Annotated in this window: 17 protein-coding genes; 8 read left to right on the plus strand and 9 right to left on the minus strand. The window is 35.1% G+C overall.

Going from position 1 to position 18,342, the window contains the following annotated elements:
- The first annotated feature begins 185 nt into the window (after window positions 1–185).
- Genes ACP5Q2_RS08600 through ACP5Q2_RS08625 form a run of 6 tightly spaced genes read left to right on the plus strand, consistent with a single transcriptional unit; the run spans window position 186 to window position 9,021 of the window.
- Window positions 186–1,868, plus strand: coding sequence for an ABC1 kinase family protein (locus ACP5Q2_RS08600; RefSeq protein WP_428099206.1), 1,683 nt, complete (start codon window positions 186–188; stop codon window positions 1,866–1,868).
- Between the two features lie 22 nt (window positions 1,869–1,890).
- Window positions 1,891–3,504 (plus strand): ribonuclease J, encoded by a 1,614-nt coding sequence (locus ACP5Q2_RS08605; RefSeq protein WP_428099209.1) that lies wholly within the window; start codon window positions 1,891–1,893, stop codon window positions 3,502–3,504.
- Window positions 3,491–4,282 carry an undecaprenyl-diphosphate phosphatase gene (locus tag ACP5Q2_RS08610; RefSeq protein WP_428099212.1) on the plus strand — a complete coding sequence of 264 codons (792 nt, stop codon included), beginning with the start codon at window positions 3,491–3,493 and terminating at the stop codon, window positions 4,280–4,282. The genes ACP5Q2_RS08605 and ACP5Q2_RS08610 overlap by 14 nt, the downstream gene beginning before the upstream one ends.
- Window positions 4,273–6,483 carry a DNA translocase FtsK gene (locus ACP5Q2_RS08615; protein ID WP_428099215.1) on the plus strand — a complete coding sequence of 737 codons (2,211 nt, stop codon included), beginning with the start codon at window positions 4,273–4,275 and terminating at the stop codon, window positions 6,481–6,483. Before ACP5Q2_RS08610 ends, ACP5Q2_RS08615 begins: the two co-directional genes overlap by 10 nt.
- Before the next feature lie 4 nt (window positions 6,484–6,487).
- Window positions 6,488–8,299: an excinuclease ABC subunit UvrC gene (gene uvrC / locus ACP5Q2_RS08620; RefSeq protein WP_428099217.1), complete on the plus strand. Its 1,812-nt coding sequence runs from the start codon at window positions 6,488–6,490 to the stop codon at window positions 8,297–8,299.
- Window positions 8,296–9,021 (plus strand): SDR family oxidoreductase, encoded by a 726-nt coding sequence (locus ACP5Q2_RS08625; RefSeq protein ID WP_424606201.1) that lies wholly within the window; start codon window positions 8,296–8,298, stop codon window positions 9,019–9,021. The genes uvrC and ACP5Q2_RS08625 overlap by 4 nt, the downstream gene beginning before the upstream one ends.
- 80 nt (window positions 9,022–9,101) lie before the next feature.
- Here the strand turns inward: ACP5Q2_RS08625 and tsf are convergent, their stop codons facing one another.
- Both tsf and rpsB read right to left on the minus strand, forming a co-directional pair.
- Window positions 9,102–9,974, minus strand: a complete 873-nt coding sequence (tsf, locus tag ACP5Q2_RS08630; RefSeq protein WP_424606202.1) for a translation elongation factor Ts — start codon at window positions 9,972–9,974, stop codon at window positions 9,102–9,104.
- Between the two features lie 2 nt (window positions 9,975–9,976).
- Window positions 9,977–10,780 (minus strand): 30S ribosomal protein S2, encoded by an 804-nt coding sequence (gene rpsB, locus ACP5Q2_RS08635; RefSeq protein WP_428099221.1) that lies wholly within the window; start codon window positions 10,778–10,780, stop codon window positions 9,977–9,979.
- Between the two features lie 187 nt (window positions 10,781–10,967).
- Between rpsB and ACP5Q2_RS08640 the strand changes: the two genes are divergently transcribed.
- On the plus strand, window positions 10,968–12,677 hold the full coding sequence (locus ACP5Q2_RS08640; protein WP_428099224.1) for a hypothetical protein: 1,710 nt from the start codon (window positions 10,968–10,970) through the stop codon (window positions 12,675–12,677).
- The gene (locus tag ACP5Q2_RS08645) at window positions 12,667–13,617 is read left to right on the plus strand and encodes an ADP-ribosylglycohydrolase family protein (RefSeq protein ID WP_428099227.1); all 951 of its coding nucleotides are present in this window, start codon (window positions 12,667–12,669) and stop codon (window positions 13,615–13,617) included. The genes ACP5Q2_RS08640 and ACP5Q2_RS08645 overlap by 11 nt, the downstream gene beginning before the upstream one ends.
- A gap of 14 nt (window positions 13,618–13,631) precedes the next feature.
- On the opposite strand, the gene ACP5Q2_RS08650 is transcribed toward ACP5Q2_RS08645, so the two are convergent.
- The 7 genes from ACP5Q2_RS08650 to ACP5Q2_RS08680 are packed head-to-tail and all read right to left on the minus strand — an operon-like array spanning window position 13,632 to window position 18,340.
- On the minus strand, window positions 13,632–14,126 hold the full coding sequence (locus ACP5Q2_RS08650) for a thermonuclease family protein (protein ID WP_428099229.1): 495 nt from the start codon (window positions 14,124–14,126) through the stop codon (window positions 13,632–13,634).
- The gene (ptsP, locus tag ACP5Q2_RS08655) at window positions 14,119–15,861 is read right to left on the minus strand and encodes a phosphoenolpyruvate--protein phosphotransferase (RefSeq protein ID WP_428099232.1); all 1,743 of its coding nucleotides are present in this window, start codon (window positions 15,859–15,861) and stop codon (window positions 14,119–14,121) included. Before ptsP ends, ACP5Q2_RS08650 begins: the two co-directional genes overlap by 8 nt.
- Complete coding sequence (locus tag ACP5Q2_RS08660) at window positions 15,858–16,133, minus strand: HPr family phosphocarrier protein (protein WP_424606208.1); 276 nt, start codon at window positions 16,131–16,133, stop codon at window positions 15,858–15,860. Before ACP5Q2_RS08660 ends, ptsP begins: the two co-directional genes overlap by 4 nt.
- The gene (locus tag ACP5Q2_RS08665) at window positions 16,133–16,843 is read right to left on the minus strand and encodes a PTS system mannose/fructose/sorbose family transporter subunit IID (protein WP_428099234.1); all 711 of its coding nucleotides are present in this window, start codon (window positions 16,841–16,843) and stop codon (window positions 16,133–16,135) included. The genes ACP5Q2_RS08660 and ACP5Q2_RS08665 overlap by 1 nt, the downstream gene beginning before the upstream one ends.
- Window positions 16,828–17,460 (minus strand): hypothetical protein, encoded by a 633-nt coding sequence (locus ACP5Q2_RS08670; RefSeq protein ID WP_428099237.1) that lies wholly within the window; start codon window positions 17,458–17,460, stop codon window positions 16,828–16,830. The genes ACP5Q2_RS08665 and ACP5Q2_RS08670 overlap by 16 nt, the downstream gene beginning before the upstream one ends.
- A complete protein-coding gene (locus ACP5Q2_RS08675; RefSeq protein WP_428099239.1) occupies window positions 17,457–17,945 on the minus strand; it encodes a PTS system mannose/fructose/N-acetylgalactosamine-transporter subunit IIB in 489 nt (162 codons plus the stop codon). The genes ACP5Q2_RS08670 and ACP5Q2_RS08675 overlap by 4 nt, the downstream gene beginning before the upstream one ends.
- The gene (locus ACP5Q2_RS08680) at window positions 17,942–18,340 is read right to left on the minus strand and encodes a PTS sugar transporter subunit IIA (protein ID WP_424606212.1); all 399 of its coding nucleotides are present in this window, start codon (window positions 18,338–18,340) and stop codon (window positions 17,942–17,944) included. Before ACP5Q2_RS08680 ends, ACP5Q2_RS08675 begins: the two co-directional genes overlap by 4 nt.
- Between the last annotated feature and the right edge of the window lie 2 nt (window positions 18,341–18,342).

An 18,342-nucleotide genomic window follows, 5' to 3' on the forward strand; every position in this document is an offset into this window, starting at 1 on the left:
CTACGTGTTTGCTCATAGATGAATCATCAGGACAAACACACAGGCCTACCTCTACTTTTCTTCATTATTCTAGAAGCTCTTACAAACATAACTTATTGAAAATAGACGATCAAATCATAAAAATGAGGTGATGCCATTGAAATTCTGCCTTTGACATCACTTAAAAATTGAAGTAGAATTAATATATGATTTCTTTTCAAAAAGCTTTAGGAAATGTAAAAAGAATTAGGTACATTACCAAAACTTTTCTGAAGTATGGTTTTGGACCGCTTATTTACGAACTAAACCTGGCACCATTGCTTAGTGCAATCATGCGCTTTATCACTCCAAAACAAAATAAAGAGATAAGTACTCTTCCCCCTGCCGTTAGATTCAGAAAACTGTTAGAAGATTTAGGTACTACTTTTATAAAGGTGGGACAATTTTTGGCATCACGCCCGGATATTCTAAATGAGGAATTTATTACCGAATTGAAAAAATTGCAGGACAGCGTTCCATATCTACCATTTGATCAGATAAAACCAATAATAGAAGATTCGATAAAAAAACCTATTGAAACTATTTTCTTAGAAATAGACCCAACTCCAATTGCATCAGCTTCTATTGCCCAGGTTCACAGGGCTGTCCTGATAGATGGACGGGATGTGGCCATCAAAATAAAAAGACCAAATATCAAAGAGATCATAAATCAAGACATAACAATAATGCATTTTTTCTCTAATATAGCAGAGAAATATATCCAGGAAGCCAGACAGATTCAGCTTAAAAAGATAGTGGATGAACTTTCGGAGCAGATAACAAAAGAGCTAAATTTTGAACTTGAGATATTTTATATAAAAAAATTTAAAGATTTTTTCAAAGATAATTATCATTTGTTATTTCCTGATGTGATTGAAGAGTATTCAAACAATGAAATAATCGTCATGAATATGATCACCGGAACAAGAATAGACAACATTGAGGTTTTAAGGCAAAAAAATTTAAATTTAAAAGAGATTGCCAAAAATGGTGTAAATTTTTACATGAAACAGGTATTCGAATTTGGCTTTTTCCACGCAGATCCTCACCCTGGGAATCTTTTGATTACCGATGATGGTAAAATCGCAGTGTTGGATTTTGGAATTATCGGAAAGGTGGACTCAATGCTGCTTGAGCATCTAAGTAGCATATTCGTATGTTTAATAAAATTAGATATAGATGGGCTTGTGTCCGAATTGATAGAATTTAAAATCATAAATGAAGAATCTGATATACGAAAAATTAAGCTGGATCTGATGGATATAATAATGCCGGTGTATGGCAAGAATATTGGCGATATAGATTCTGTAAAGATGTTTCATGACATTATAAAAATCGGTAGGAAATACAGATTCAATTTCCCGGTTGATTATCTATACATTATAAAGACGTTCGCATTTCTCGAGTCGATTGGAAAATCTCTTGACCCAGAATTCAATGTATTAAATTTTGCCAAACCTTATGCAAAAAAGATTATAAAAAATAAATATTCCTATAGAGCGATATTAAAGAAAAAAATAAAAAATCTCGGCGAATATAATAGTATCATAGAATCTTTTCCAGGTGATTACAGAAGAATTGTAAATAAAATCATACAGGATAAGATAACTTTTAATTTTGTGCATAGAGGCTTGGAAAAGTTTTCATCCCAGATAGACAAATCCACAAACAGGCTTTCCTTTAGTATTGTAATTGCGGGGATATTGTTAGGTTCATCCATAATAGTGCACTCAAATATAGGCCCCAAGCTTTTCGGAATCCCCTTTTTAGGGCTCATAGGGTTTGTAATATCTGTATTTTTTGCTATAGGACTTTTAATAGGTATAATAAGATCAGGTAAACTCTGGTAGAAGATAAAGTTGGAGGAGATTTTTGAAGTTTTCGGTTACTTTTTTAGGTGGCGTTGGGGAGATAGGGGGGAATTGCTACCTCTATGAAACTGAAAATTCAGCGATTATAGTAGATTGCGGATTAAAATTTTTCCAGTCGGAATTCATCGGCATAGACTTTACCATACCAGATTTCAGGTATTTGGAAAGGGTGAGGGAGAAATTAAAAGGCGTAGTAATCACTCATGGCCATGAGGATCATATAGGAGCCCTACCATATTTTCTTAAATTTTTCCCTTTACCTATATACGCCGGTAGCTATGCCATAAGGCTTATAAAACACAAGATCGCCCAATCAAAATATAGACCAAAATCTTTTAATACTGTCGCTGATGGGGAAACGATAATATTAGGAGATTTTCAGATAAATTTTTTAGAAGTCAACCATTCTATCCCGAATTCATTTTTTCTTATAATGGATGTTGATAGTAAAAAGTATATCCACTGTGGAGATTTCAGGGTAGAAAAAAATCCTCTCATAGGAAAACCATTCCCATTTGAAAGATTAGAAGAATATAAAGGTGATGTGGAAGCTCTTTTTATAGACTGCACAAATGTCTTTAATACATCCACCGAAGAAGAAGAAGAAGAAGAAAGTAATCTCTTGGAAAAATTTGTAGATATTTTTAAAAATAGTAAAGGTAGGGTATTTTTCACCACATTTTCAACCAATATTTCCAGAATCAAGCTTGTGTTGGAAGCATGCAAAATAACAGGTCGAAAGCTACTTGTAGAAGGTAATGCTTTTTCCAAAAATATAAATATCTCAAGAGAATTATCATATCTACAAATACCGGAAAACCTCATTATCCCAATTGAAAAGATAGACTATTATGAACCAGAACAGCTATGTATAATCATAACGGGATGCCAGGGAGAACCCAACAGTTCACTCTTTAAAGTGGCAATGATGGAGAGAAAAAAACTAAAAATAAATCCATCAGATACGTTTGTATTTTCATCCACAACCATTCCGGGTAATGAAAAAAATATAAACAGAGTGATAAACGAAATCTATCTACACAATGGAAATGTAATTAGAGGAATGCATATATCTGGTCATGCTACACAAAACCATATTTTAAACGTAATACACACTGTTTCACCGAAATGGACAATACCAATACATGGTGAGATTGCCCATCAAAGATTGCTGGAGAAAATAATTTACGAGAAAAAACTTTCAAACCCTATTTTTGTGAGAAATGGAGATAAAATTACGTTTTCCAATGATGAATATTGCATCTCACCCACACCAACAGGGACAATTTATATAGATCAAAGGGGTGGATTTGAGTATGATGATGAACTTTTTAAGGAAAAAAAGCATCTATCAAGAGATGGCATGATCATCGTATTCTACAACAAAAATAGAGTAATACTGGAGACATTTGGCTTCAGACTCACCGATGAGCTTGACATAAAAATCAAAAGATATATAAATGATAGCATGGAAAAATTAAAAGATATAACCGATGAAGATTTTGACTTAAAAAGTACAATCTCTTCCCTCGTAAGACGATACTTCAAAAAAAATTTTGAAAAAAGACCGATAGTTAAAACCATCACCTTGGAGGACTATGATGAATTTATTTGATGCTATTTTATTGGGATTATTGCAGGGGCTTACCGAATTTTTACCGATAAGTAGTTCCGGGCATCTTGTAATAGCCCAATCACTTTTGAAAAACTTTAAAGAACCATCACTACTTTTCGACACAATACTGCATTTTGCCACATTCTGTTCGGTTTTGATCTATTTCAGATCAAAAATATTAAAACTTTTTACTGCCTTCTTGGGATTTTTTTCCTACAAACATAGAGTAACCTATTACGATAACAAACGTTTTCTGTGGGCGATATTTACCGCATCCATCCCCACGGCAATTATAGGGTTGTCATTAAAACAATATTCCGAAACATTATTTAACGTCCCGGTATATGCAGGATATGGACTGATAATTACTTCTATTTTATTAGTTTTGTCTGATAGGTATAAAGGTAATTATCAGATAGATCCCAAAAAAGGTTTTCTCGTAGGTATTGTTCAGGGAATTGCAGTCATACCTGGGATTTCAAGGTCTGGTTCAACAGTTGCCGCTTCACTGTTTTTAGGAATAAAAAGGGAAGAAGCAGTTGAGTTTTCTTTTTTGATGGCGTTACCTGCAGTCTTTGGTGCAACACTTTTGCAGGCAAGGCATATCACATCCATTGAAAGTGATCAGATATTAAATTATATCGTTGCTGCACTGGTAGCATTCATTTCAGCTTTCTTTGCCATCCATTTTATGATTCAATTTGTAAAAAGGGCTAAATTGTCATATTTTGGACTTTATTGTCTCATACTTGGAATAATTACTGTAATATGGCTGTGAAGAAAAAAACAGTCTACACCGCTGAAAAATTTAAGTTTGATACGTTAATAATCATAGCAATCACCCTGTCGGTAATGTTTGGGATGGCTATATTCTCGTACAACCCCGAAGATCCATCCTTCAGTACCATAGTAATAAGAAAAATTGATCCTGAAATACACAACCTTTTGGGTAAATTTGGAAGCTACCTATCCGATTGGATCATAAGTTATACTGGACTTTCTGCTGTATTGCTACCGATCATGGTTTTTATGATCTGTTTCCAATTCTACCAATTTAGAAACACTAAAGGGTTAAGGGGTTATAAATTTATACTGAATCTCTTCTTCATGATCATCACGGTAATTTCCATCTCTGGGTTGTCAAGCCTATACTTTGAACAGGATATCCTATACAGTACCAAACCATCCGGTGGAATAATTGGACTTTTTATAAAGACGATCGTATTACCTATTTTTGGGAAAATAGGCACATTGATTATACTTTTATCATCATTAATAATAAGTCTCTCATTTTTACTTAAATTTTCATTCATCGATCTTTTTATCAATATTGCATCTATGGCTAAAAATGTCATCAGGAATGAGGCAAAAGAAGACGGCGATGATACAGCTTTATCTCAAAATGAACACACTGAAACATTAAAACCTGAAGATAAAGATATTGTCGAAAATAATGATGATTTTATAATTAGAAAACCGGAATTAGAAGAAATTGATATCTCTAAGAAAAAAGAAGATAAACCATCACCTGCAGAACAGATTCTGCATATTACAAAAGAAAACAAAAAATCTCCCAAAAGCTATACTGTACCGGACACACTTTTAAATGAACCGGAGAAATCAGATACCGCAGAATCGATACAAGAGTTAAAATTAAAAGGCAAGATATTAGAAGAAAAACTACTTGACTTTGGTGTACAGGGGAAAGTAAAGGAGATTCAGCCTGGACCAATTGTAACCCTTTATGAATTTGAACCAGCCCCTGGGGTAAAGATAAGTAAAATTGCAGGTCTTGAAAATGACCTCGCCCTTGCGATGAGTGCATTAAGCGTAAGAATTATAGCTCCCATTCCCGGTAAGTCGGTAATTGGGATTGAGCTGCCAAACAAAAAGAGAAATACAGTATACATAAAAGAGCTCATAACTTCAAAAGAATTTAAAGAATCCAGTTCAAATCTTGCAATCATTTTGGGTAAGGATATATCTGGTAAACCTTACATCACCGATCTAACAAAAATGCCCCATCTACTTATAGCAGGTACCACCGGCAGTGGTAAGTCTGTGGCGGTTAACACTATAATCTGCTCCCTTTTATATAAATGCCCACCAGATTATGTAAAATTTGCCCTCATAGATCCCAAAATGGTGGAGTTGAACGTTTATGATGGGATACCACACCTTGCGGCACCTGTTGTGGTGGATCCACAGAAGGCATCAAAACTTCTCAAAAATGTAGTAACTGAAATGGAAAGTAGATATGCAACCCTTGCCGAGCACAAAGTAAGAAATATAGAATCTTATAATAAGATTGCTGAAAAAAAACCGGAACTTAGTTTAATGCCTTATTTAGTTGTAATAGTAGATGAATTTGCAGATTTAATGATAGTGTCAGGTAAAGAGGTGGAGCAATCGATAATCAGGATAGCCCAGATGGCAAGAGCTGTGGGGATACATCTGATTCTTGCCACACAGCGACCATCTGTAAACGTCATCACCGGTATAATCAAAGCAAATATGCCCGCCAGACTGTCTTTCAGGGTTTCATCAAAAACAGATTCAAGGACTGTTCTTGACCAGAATGGCGCTGAAATGCTTCTGGGGAAAGGTGATGCTTTATTTATACCCCCTGGCAGTAGCGACCCGGTAAGGATACATGGTTGCTATGTGGATGAGTCGGAAGTACTAAGGGTGGTGGAATATCTTAAGCAATATGGTGAACCAGAATTTAATGAAGAGCTTGTGGTTTTTGAGACTCAGGAGTCAGAAGAGAGTTTTGATGAAGAGGAACTGGACGAAAAATATTATGAGGCACTTGAACTTGTTAAATCAAAAGGGGTTGCTTCTATTTCGATGATACAGCGTTATTTAAAAATTGGTTACAACAGAGCAGCCAGGATAATGGAGATAATGGAAAAGCAAGGTGTCGTGGGTCCCAGCGATGGAACATCAAAGCCAAGAGAGGTTTTGATAAAAGATTGATAAGATGATGGCGATAAATCTTGATGAGATCCCCGATAACCCGGGGGTTTATACATTCATAGATAAAAATGGCAAGATATTATACGTAGGTAAAGCTATAAGTCTTAAAAAAAGATTATCATCATATTTTAATTCATCCCCAAAGTCCCCAAAGACTGTCCAGATGCTTTCTCTTGCCCATGAGGTAAGATATATTATTACCACAAATGAGGTTGAAGCCCTTTTGCTGGAAAATAATATAATAAAGAATGAAAAACCTAAATACAATATAAGATTAAAAGATGCCAAAAGCTACCCTTACATAAAACTCACCGAAGAGGAATTCCAAAGAATAATCATCACAAGGGATACATCAGATAAAAATGCTCTATACTTTGGACCTTTTGTGAATGTAAATAGCTTAAGGGGCATTTTAAATGAGATTTTAAAGATATTCCCCATAAGAACCTGTTCTGATGGTATATTTAAAAAGAAAAAGGTATGCCTAAACTATCAGATAAAACAATGCTCCGGGCCCTGCGAGGAAATGATCAGCAAAGAAGATTACAAAAAGCTGGTGGATGAAGTTAAAAAGCTATTTACAGGGAAGGTGAGCGAAATAAAGGAAAATCTAAAGGAAAAGATGTTTGATTATTCAAAAAATTTACTTTTTGAAGAAGCGGCCAAAATCAGAGATAGAATTAATGCTCTGGACTCTCTTTTTACAAGACAGGGGGTGGTCATAAACGACGAAAAGTCTTCTGACATCTTCATCCTGAAGGAAGACCAAAAATTTAAAATAATCTGCTCCCTCTTCATAAGAAATGGCAAACTACTAAGCGTTAAGACAGAATTTATAGATGATGACGATTTTGATATATCACTTTATATCTTACAACTCTATTCCATCACCCAACAACCACCGGAATCCATAGGAATCATTGTAAATGACACACTGATAAAAAACAGCGATCCCCTCATTGAAGCTGTCTATAAGACAACCGGCCATAAAGTCAGTTTAATGCGTTCAATAGATAAAAAGATCTTAGAGATTGGTATCGAAAATATCGAGGTGGAGAGGGAGTTTTTTTTAAAAAAACAGGATAATTTAAAAAAATCTTTAGAAAAGCTGAGTAGTTTGACAAATTGCGATGTTAATACAATAGAATGTGTGGATATCTCCCATCTTTACGGTAAAAATGTGGTAGGGGCATCGGTTTGCTGGTCAAATGGGGAATTTATCAAGAGTAGATACAGAAGATATAAAATCACAAATGAAACAAATGATGACTTTACAGCTATATACGAATTGATGTCCAGAAAAGCTAATAATATATTGGATGGTAGTGAGCAGAGATCGGATTTATACATTATAGACGGAGGTATTGGGCAGCTTAACGCAGCCCTAAAAGCATTCAAAGAAAAAAATTTAAACGCCTTCATAATTTCCATATCTAAAGGTAGAAGTTTGAAAGAACAACGATTTGACAGTGAAGAAACGATCGCCTCCATCCACCTGCCAAATAGGAAAAACCCTGTTAAACCAAAACGAAATGACCCAATGTTACTTTTAATTGAAAAGATAAGGGATGAAGCTCATCGCTTTGTAATTAATTATATGCGCAAAAGCTATGAAAAGATACTACTGAAGTCAGGCATATTAGATGTTGAAGGGATTGGTGAAAAGAGGTTAAAAAAGATTCTGTCAACGTATCCTGATATTTTAGATAGAGAAATTACCAAAGAAGAATTGTCAAAAAATTGCAATCTTCCTTTAACAATTGCAGAAAAACTGATCCATTACATAAAAAAAATAAAAGATGAGGTGAAAAAATGAAATTTACCGGCAAGAAAATTGTAATTACAGGAGCAAGTAGAGGTATCGGTGAAGCCACGGCAAGACTCCTAGCTGAAGGGAAAAACACTCTATTTTTAACATCAAGAACGATAAGCAAAAATAAAAACCTTTTAAGTTATATAGAGGAAAAAGGTTCAGCGGTTTACCACTTTGATGCTGACCTTTCAAAACTTACAGACATCAAAGCCATGTACGATTTCTTCATGAGTAAAACAGATTCTATCGATTGCCTCATAAATAATGCCGGTAGAGGTATCTATAAACCTATAACAGAAGAAAAAGCTGAAACAATCAAGGAAATCGTAGACTTAAACCTGACCGGGCTTATATACACAACAGCCCTTTTCTCCCCCTATCTAATCAAAAACAAGGGCACCATCGTCAATATAGCTTCAGTGGCCGGCAGAAAAGGTTTTATGGGATTGTCCACTTACTGCGCCACCAAATGGGGTGTGGTGGGATTTTCCGAAAGCATAAGAGATGAACTCTGTAGCAAAAATGTCAGGGTAATTACGGTGGAACCGGGGTTGGTGGATACCGATTGGGGTGAAGATCTTCCGGATGCTTTTAAACAGTACAAAAGCTCTGTAAATATGCTTTCTTCCACAGATATAGCAAAAACGATCTTGTTTGCCCTCGAACAGCCAGAACATGTCAGCCTGAACGAGATACTCATAAGACCCACAAATCAACCTAGATAAAAAAATGGGGCGGTAAGCCCCATTTTTTTACATTTTATTTAGTTTTGCAAGTATATTCAGAGACAACTCCAGAGGGCAGATTAACCCTTGATCTGTTTCATCACCTCTTCCACAAAGTTTTCCTGCTTTTTTTCGATACCCTCACCCACCTGGTACCTTGCATAAGCCGCTATCTTTGCATTCTTTTCAGCTAAAAGCTGCTGAATGGTGATATCTGGATTTTTTACAAATGGCTGGCTCATCAGACAGATCTCTTTAAGATACTTTGCAATCTGACCTTTTACAATGTTTGGAATGATGTTGTCAGGTTTACCCGCTTCTTTCTGTTTTGCGGTGAGAATCTCTTCTTCTTTTTTGATAAATTCTGGGTCAACACTTGAATTGTCAAGATAAAGTGGATTTGATGCTGCAATATGAAGGCAGATATCTTTTGCCAATGCAGCGTCTCCACCTTCTAACTTCACGATAACACCTATCTTCCCACCAAGGTGGATATAGGTAACGATAAGCCCACCTTCTAACTTTTTAAACCTTCTTATATCTATCTTTTCACCAATTTTTGCAATTTTCGTGTTGAGAGCATCCTGAACAGTTTCACCAGTAACAAATGGTGAAGCAAGTAGCTCCTCCACTGTATTTACGTTGTTTTTAACCACAGTTTTTGCCACATCTTTAGCAAAGTTTACAAACTCTTCATTTCTGGCAACAAAATCTGTTTCACTGTTTACTTCAACAATTACACCAGTATTACCCTCAACATAATCTACAATGAGACCTTCTGCGGCTATTCTACCAGCCTTTTTGGCGGCAGATGATAACCCTTTTTTCCTCAAATATTCAATAGCCTGCTCTATATCGCCATTTGTTTCAGCCAGAGCCTTTTTACAATCCATCATACCGGCTCCGGTTCTCTCTCTTAATTCTTTAACCAATGCAGCAGTGATTTCAGCCATTATTATTCCTCCTCAAATTCTTCAAGTTTTGCGTCGATATTGTCGAAATTTATTATTTGATCAACAGGAATGTCCTCTTCCTCAACAGATGCAGATCTAATCTCTGTAACGAGATCCTCTTCTCTCATCTGTCTACCTTCATTGATTCCATCCGCGATTCTATCAGCAATGAGCTGGCATGCCTTAATGGCATCATCGTTTCCAGGGATTGGGAAATCCACCTGCTCTGGATCACAATTTGTGTCTACTATTGCTATTATTGGGATACCAAGTTTTTTTGCTTCGGCAATGGCATTCTGTTCCCTTTTTATATCTATAACAAACATAACATCAGGAATATCAGTCATATCTTTTATACCAGCAAGGTTTTTATAAAGCTTATCATACTCCTTTTTGATCATAGAAATCTCTTTTTTATGGAACCTATTGATATACCCAGACGCAAACATCTCCTCAAGCTCTTTGAGTCTTTTGATCCTTGATTTGATGGTTTCAAAATTTGTAAGTGTTCCACCCAACCATCTGTTGTGGATGTAAAAGCTGTTGCATCTTTCAGCAGCACCCTTTGTGGCTTCCTGAGCCTGCTTTTTTGTACCAACAAAGAGAAATTTTGCCCCCTGTTTGCTCATATCCCTTGCAAACTCATAGGCCTGGTTAAAACACTGAACTGTTTTCTGAAGATCGATTATGTAGATCCCGTTTCTTTTTCCAAAGACATACTTACTCATCTTTGGATTCCATCTCTTAGTCTGGTGCCCGAAATGCACTCCAGCCTCTAAAAGGCTTTTCATTGAAATATGTGACATAAATCCTCCTATTTGTTTTTCCTCCGCTGACTGCCATAGCACCCTTTAAAAGAGCACAAGCTATAAGCAGATTCAACCAGCGTGCGAAATGGGCAAATTTTATACCAGAAAATCAAATTATTTGCAATAATTTTTTTGAATTTTTAACCACTTGATTTTTATAAACAATCACCTTATAAGTATAATTATGGATAAATATTTAAGCCTGATAGAGTCACTAAACCTTAATATCGATAGCTCTTTTGATGGAGATACTATCCAAGCAAGCTTCCATTACAAATCCAATAGGGGATTTTTTCATCTTAAAGGATATAATTTCTCTTTGCTTCTTCTTAAAAATATTCATAAAGATTTTGTCCGTATCATATCTGGTCAGCAAGACCTGGATAACCGATTATTATCGAAGATTTCCGACTTTTTATCAAACATAGAAAAAAACTCTGATGAACCTATAAAGATAACATTCTATGTTAAAGATGACGAGTTTTACATTACAGATATTAAAAGCGATAATTACGACTCAGAAAAAACAATAGCTCCCTTCGAAATCCCATACCCTCTTACAAAAGTAGAGTATAACCTATTCAAAGGAGATTCCGAAAAAAATCTCTACTCCAGAACGATTTTCGATACCTTTTTCCCTGATAATTTAACTTATCTTACAAACAGTATCATAAAAAACCTACCTGATATATTCAATCCATTATTCATCTATTCAAATTTTAAAACCTATTCCCCATCAGTGAAAACAATATTCAACCGACCCTATTTTAATTTAAACAATATCGAAATCTGGTCAACCACACTCGGCATAGGCAGTTTTTATTACAATTTAAATTTTGCCCAGCATCTATATCTAAAAGAGAATTACCGGAAGATTAAAAAACCTGATATGAAACTTTTAAATCTTGATTTCAATGAATTTCTCGACATCGTTAAAGAGATTAAGGAAACAACTGATAAATTTGATGAAGATTTCTTATTGGGAAATGAATTAAACAACTTTTTATCACTTTACATTATGGCAGTTGAAATGCTCAATCTGTATTTGATGCAATATTTTTTAGACCTTCTCATTATAACGGATAATTTAGATTCAACATTGAAAATGATATACCAGACCAGAAGAAATTCCATTGTAAACGATAACATTCTTAACATTTATAACTTCTTTGATATAAATGCAGAATCTAAAGCTATTCATCTTCCAAAGGCTGAAGTAAAAGAAATAACAGAACATAACAAACATTTACCAAAACTAAAAAAATTGATGTATGAAAAAAAGATCATAAATATATTACAACAGATACATCATCTACTCAATATCAGAGATGAACTATTTATAAATAGCCAGAAATTGCTACAACAAATGAAGTCGTCTATTGATATTCTGTCTGATGAACTCATCAAAAATATGCAGATAAAACAGAAAGAGGATATCTATTTTCTGGAACTCGATGAAATAAAACAGATAAAAGATAACAACTTTTACGGCAATATAGCATTCAATTTATATTTCAGGAAAGCCCAGTTTAGTAGATTTCAGATCCAGCAAACTCCAACAGAAATTTATGAAAAAGATATAGATCGCGTGGAGGAGATATCAAAAAATTTATATGAAAAAGCCAAAAATTCAAACCATTTTAGAACACTTACATTTTTCTATAAAGATCACCTATCAGATATTGCCATTTTAAAAAAGCCATCTTTATTTTATCTGGATGATTTTATAAACAAAGATGCCATAATAACCCAAAATATCCCTATCTTCTCACTTCTTATGGAATTCTGCACATTGCATGAAAAAACTGTATTTACCGGAATCAAAATGCCAGACATATTACTAAAAGATAAAAAACTAATCTTAAAAAATGGCGAGGTGTTAATTGACCAATAAAGATGCTGTTTCAGATTGTTTACATTCCTCGCACACTTTAGAAGCGCTGAATGAAATAAATAATTACATAAAAGACAGAATCGCCGGTATTATCGCTGGCAATATCATCGGTGACATGCTTGGGGCTCCACTTGAAGGAAGATTAGTTGAAAATAGGAAAAGACCCATAAAACTATCGGAGTCACCTGATGTACTATTAAAAAACCATTTAAGTAATTACAATTGTACTATATACACAGATGATACATCGATGCTGCTTGCCCTTACAGATTCTTTATCTGAAAAAGGTGCAGCGGATAAAGACAACGAATACAAAAAATACTGGAATTGGTTTTTCAAAGGGGAATATACCCCATTTGGTAAGGCTTTTGGCTATGGCAGAACTACGAAGAGAGCAATAGAGGAAAATATTCCTGGAAACCAAAGAACTGACAATGGAAATGGAGCTTTAATGAGATCCTCTGTAATTTCATGCTTTTTTTACAATAGATCCAGAGAATTTATAGAAAAATCCTCCGCCGAATCTGCATCTGTGACACATTCCCATCCCGTAGCCATATTTACGAACATCATATACAACATTATATTAAGGGATCTCATATTAGGAAATAGCCTGGAAGAAGCATTAAATTACGCATATAAATACTACTACAACGTCATCGAAGATATAAACGATATCTTTTTTGAACCGATATACTATCAGGTTACGGGCTATGCTGTTTCCACACTTCAAACAGCAATATGGCTAAACCTTGAGTCGTCTTCATTTGAAGAGGCCATCACCAAAGCTATATCTCTCGGAGGGGATACCGACACCATAGCCGCCGTCACAGGAGCAATAGCAGGTGGCCTATACGGATACTCATCAATACCAGAGATCTTAAAACAACTATTACAACCATTGATAGAAAAATACACGTTTTTGAAAAGATTTTTCTAATTTATTAAAAAAATTTAATTATTACCATTTCTATTTAGCTTTCTAAACTCCCATGGCGGAATGGGGTTTGGCATAGACCATAAACCTATCTTTTTACTTTTTGCAATCTCCATGGCTTTAAAATACTCGGGGTCTTTGGCATATCTAAAGTAAACCCATGCCATCCCCCTTTTCACCTGCTCAAGATTTACATCTAAATTATTGTAAAATATCTGGCCAACTATTCTACCGTATCTATCAACATCCCACACCTTCACGGTGACATCTTTTAGATAAATTAAATCGGATAGAGATTGTTTCGATTTCTGGCCAAAATCCTGTTTTTTCTCAGGTGCATCTATCTGTGCAAGACGAATTTTTAAAGGCTTATTATCCTCCGCCAAAAGTGTTATCGTATCACCATCCGAAACCCCCACAACCTTCCCTTTGATGATTTCTGCAAATGAAAGGCTGATGAAAATAAGTACTATAAAAACAGCTAAAAATGACCTTTTCAAAAATCTACTCATAAAAATTAACCTCTTTGTAGTGTTCATTCATAAACGTTTTTAAAAGATTATAATGCATATTTTTGTAGTAATTTTCCTCAAGTCTATCCAGCAAATCTCTGCATTTCTCAATTGTAAGATGGGTCACCACATATCTTGCTTTGAGAATATTAGTGGGGCTCATACTGAGATTCCTATAACCCAATCCCAGAAGAACAGGGATAAGAAGAGGATCCCCAGCCATCTCACCGCATATCGTGGCTTCAATGTTGTTGTTGTCCGCCGCCAGTTTGATCATCTTCAATAAAGATAAGACGGCAGGATGAATTGGATCAAAAATCTCCGCCACATATTCATTATTTCTATCCACACCTAAAGTGTACTGCGTGAGATCGTTTGTACCGACACTAAAAAAATCCACGTGTTTAGCAAATTGATCCGCCATAATAGCTGCAGCAGGTATCTCCACCATTATACCAGTTTTAACATCCCCAAACGGAACACCTTTCGATTTCAAATCAGATCTTACGTCATTTAAAATCTCTTTAACTTGTATTATTTCATTAATCGAACTGACCATCGGAAACATAATTGATACATTTCCAAAATCTGCAGCCCTCAGAATTGCTCTGAGTTGCTTGGTAAAAAAATCTTTAAATTTTAAAGAATATCTAATAGCTCTAAGCCCCAGTGCGGGGTTTACCTCTTCCGGATGTGGTAACAAAGAACTTAGCTTTTCACCACCCAGATCGAAGGTTCTGATTACTACAGGCTTACCTTTAGAAGCCAATACTGCTTCTTTTAAAATTTCAAATTGTTCATCTTCCTTCACATCACCTCTGGTAAGATAAATAAATTCTGTCCTGTAAAGTCCTATCCCGTTTGATATATCTAAAATGTTTGTTTTTAGCTCTTCATTTATCTCTATGTTTAAAAGTAGATTTACCTTATGACCATCCAGCGTTTTTACTTCTGGCAGATAAAGGTCGCACTTTAATCCTTCAATATAGGTGGAATACCTCTCTTTTTTCTTTTGAAAGGCCATTAATTCTTCGTCTGTGGGATTAACAATCACAATTCCATCAAAGGCATCAAGAATAACAGTATCTCCGGTTTCCAACTTCTCAGAAACATTACTTAGACCTACTACGGCGGGGATATTTACTGCCCTTGCGATAATCGATGTATGAGTAACCTTGCTACCCATATCGGTGGCAAAACCTGAAATCCCCTTATGTATTAAATAAACAAGCTGAGATGGTGAAAGATCCCTTGCTATTACTATGGAATTAGAATCTACATCAAACCCGGTAAAGTCATCACCACCCATGAAAGTAAGCAATTTATTTGTAATGTGTTCGATATCATGTTTTCGCTCTCTTAGGTACTCGTCGTCTGAGGCCTCAAAAGAGGCTATGATATTTTTAGATACCTTGCTTAGGGCATATTCGGAAGAATAAAATTTACTTTTGATAAGATTAATGGTTTCATCCACCAGCATTGTGTCTTTTAAAAAGAGCGAATAAACGTCAAATATAAAAGAATAATCGACATCAAGATTATTTGAAGATAGCTCCTTGGTGTAATTAATGTAATCTTCTGTTTTAGCTATAGCATTTCTAAACTTTTCTATCTCCGCATCAACTTTTGAAGGAGGGATTATCCTTTTTTCCACCTTTGGCTTACTATTTTCAAAGACAAATGCCTTACCAATAGCAATACCTTCGGAAGCTGCTATACCTTTGAATTTATTCATCTTTCTTCTCCAAATCTGTTTTCTATGAGTGTCTTAAGATCGTTTATAGCATCCTTTGCATCAATTCCTCTGGCATGTAAAACAACTCTACTTCCCTTAGGAGCGGCCAGCATCATAACACCCATAATACTTTTCCCATTTGCCGTCAAACCATCTTTATATACATTTATTTCAGATTTATATTTTGAAGCAACTTTAACAAATTGAGCAGCGGCTCTGGCATGAAGACCCAATTCGTTTATTATCTCCAATTCGATCTTTAAATCATCCATTATAGCCCCCTTAAGAGAAGTAACACTCCAAAACCAAATATAGCAAACATAAAAGCTAATACTACGTTGAGTGTTTTAGCAAAAAATAAACCCAAAAGTAGTAACGATGCCCCTAAGAAATAGTGCCAGTATGTTACGATACCCGAAGACTTTATTAAGAAAGACAATAACAAACCCAATAAAAAAACTGAAACGGCATCAAATATCTGCCCCCATTGATTAACTCTGAAAATATTAAACCAGGTTATAAGGTTTTTACCGTATTTATAACCTATCTTAAACCCTGCAAAAAGTAGATAAAAATGAAATCCATTATATATAAGTAAATACATAATCAATCCCACAACAGGAGAATAGATCCCTATAATTGCCATTATAAGAAAACAAAACACCTTGAAACTATGCCAGAAAAAGCTGTCCCCCACAGCGGCAAAAGCGGAAGAGTATACTTTTTTCCAGTAATCTGGCCCCTCTTCTGTATTTAACTCCTTAAACCACACACCTAAAATAAAGGTAATAAAGAAGGGGTGGGTATTAAAATATTCCCCCTCTTTTTTTAAAAGCTCATCGGAAATCTCGTAATGACCTTTCTTACCCACATAATCCACAAGCCATCTAAAGCCAGTACCCTGCATATTTTCAATATTAAAATTACCTGTATAAAAAAGGCTTCTCAAAAGTAGAAAAAATCTATTTAAGCGATTAGCCATCCCAGAAATAACCCCAACAGAAATATTATATATTTGTACAAAGATTTAAAAGACAGAAATCTTAATAGATAACCACTCAGCAATATTGAAATAAATATCGAATAGGTTTTTATATTATTACCATGTTTAAAGATACCACCAAGATATTCAAGTACTAAAATACAAAAATAGACACCCGCCGAATAAACTAAAACACCTCTCAAACCAGAAATAACAACTCCAAACAATATTGGCCAGTTTGAATATGGGTATTTCGTAAAGACTTTTTTATTGATCTTTCTCACTATCTCTTCCGTCATATTTGCCACATACATTAAAATTAAAAGTAAAAGTAAGATAACTAGAAATTTTGACACCGAAGTAAAATATCCATTCCCCACCAGCACAGACATAACAAATGCCACAAAAGAATCCTCCCTTGGGATCCTCGTACCCACCTGCACATCTATAAGGCCAAATATCTCAATCAAAATACCTACGTAAAATGTCAATTGGATATTGGAGGTTAATAGCCCCACTATAGTGGCAATTACAATAGGCCTTGATATCATTATGTGTAGTGCTGTAAACCTATCAAGTGAGACAAAAAATGCAAGAAGTGCAAGAGGAAGTGTCATAAATTTCCATCCAGAAGTTTATTAAAATTTAAAATCTCAATGGAAGTCTCCCATGGCAATTTTTTAATGGAGATATTATGCTCCTCTCTCAATTCACACAACAATTTTATCTCACTGATATCCAGGAAAACTGTATCAGAAATCTGATGTTTATGAGGACGGTTTGCAATACAACCGATATTAACCTCTATTGAATCATCGATCAATTTTCTGCAGGTATACAAATCCTGAATCGATTCGAACAAAACAAGAAAATCATCATTTTTTATCTTTAAAAACTCATTTTCAAAAGATTTAATGGTAGATATAAGAATATTGACCCCTTTAGGCACCACACTTCTATAGATCATCTGTTGAATTGGATCCGCATACACTTTATCATTAACAATGGATGTATTATTCAGCTTAAAATACTTGATCCATCCTTCTATAACCTGTCCGTGGATCAGCCTATCATCAACTCGAAATATTCTGTGTTTTTTCATCTTTTCATTATTTCCCCTGCTATAATTATACTCTTTTTAGCCGCTTCAGCTGCTAAAGCACAAAGCTCCTGTGGTGTTTCAACACTCTTTCTATCTGAAAATATCTTTATCAGCATTGGAAGATTTACACCTGTAATTACTTCAACCCCTTCGTTAACTAAATATGCCATAGCTATATTTGAAGGGCTACCACCAAACATATCTGTAGCTATCACAACACCACCATCTTTATACTTTTCCACCAGCTGATCGAGCTTTTCCACAAGGATACTAAGCGTTGTGCCACTGTGTATCGATAAAACCTCCACCTTATCCTGCTTACCTATGATCATCTCTGTAGTTTTTAAAAGCTCAAGTCCAAGACTGCTGTGAGTGAGCAAAATTACTGCAATCATAC

The organism is Calditerrivibrio sp. (assembly GCF_049968475.1).
GTDB lineage: Bacteria > Chrysiogenota > Deferribacteres > Deferribacterales > Calditerrivibrionaceae > Calditerrivibrio > Calditerrivibrio nitroreducens_A.

Bases quoted from the DNA above. Each gene is read 5' to 3' on its own strand.
- ACP5Q2_RS08600 (WP_428099206.1), top strand. From the start codon at position 186: ATGATTTCTTTTCAAAAAGCTTTAGGAAATGTAAAAAGAATTAGGTAC.
- ACP5Q2_RS08610 (WP_428099212.1), top strand. From the start codon at position 3,491: ATGAATTTATTTGATGCTATTTTATTGGGATTATTGCAGGGGCTTACC.
- ACP5Q2_RS08615 (WP_428099215.1), top strand. From the start codon at position 4,273: ATGGCTGTGAAGAAAAAAACAGTCTACACCGCTGAAAAATTTAAGTTT.
- uvrC (WP_428099217.1), top strand. From the start codon at position 6,488: ATGATGGCGATAAATCTTGATGAGATCCCCGATAACCCGGGGGTTTAT.
- ACP5Q2_RS08625 (WP_424606201.1), top strand. From the start codon at position 8,296: ATGAAATTTACCGGCAAGAAAATTGTAATTACAGGAGCAAGTAGAGGT.
- tsf (WP_424606202.1), bottom strand. From the start codon at position 9,974: ATGGCTGAAATCACTGCTGCATTGGTTAAAGAATTAAGAGAGAGAACC.
- rpsB (WP_428099221.1), bottom strand. From the start codon at position 10,780: ATGTCACATATTTCAATGAAAAGCCTTTTAGAGGCTGGAGTGCATTTC.
- ACP5Q2_RS08640 (WP_428099224.1), top strand. From the start codon at position 10,968: ATGGATAAATATTTAAGCCTGATAGAGTCACTAAACCTTAATATCGAT.
- ACP5Q2_RS08650 (WP_428099229.1), bottom strand. From the start codon at position 14,126: ATGAGTAGATTTTTGAAAAGGTCATTTTTAGCTGTTTTTATAGTACTT.
- ptsP (WP_428099232.1), bottom strand. From the start codon at position 15,861: ATGAATAAATTCAAAGGTATAGCAGCTTCCGAAGGTATTGCTATTGGT.
- ACP5Q2_RS08660 (WP_424606208.1), bottom strand. From the start codon at position 16,133: ATGGATGATTTAAAGATCGAATTGGAGATAATAAACGAATTGGGTCTT.
- ACP5Q2_RS08665 (WP_428099234.1), bottom strand. From the start codon at position 16,843: ATGGCTAATCGCTTAAATAGATTTTTTCTACTTTTGAGAAGCCTTTTT.
- ACP5Q2_RS08670 (WP_428099237.1), bottom strand. From the start codon at position 17,460: ATGACACTTCCTCTTGCACTTCTTGCATTTTTTGTCTCACTTGATAGG.
- ACP5Q2_RS08675 (WP_428099239.1), bottom strand. From the start codon at position 17,945: ATGAAAAAACACAGAATATTTCGAGTTGATGATAGGCTGATCCACGGA.
- ACP5Q2_RS08680 (WP_424606212.1), bottom strand. From the start codon at position 18,340: ATGATTGCAGTAATTTTGCTCACTCACAGCAGTCTTGGACTTGAGCTT.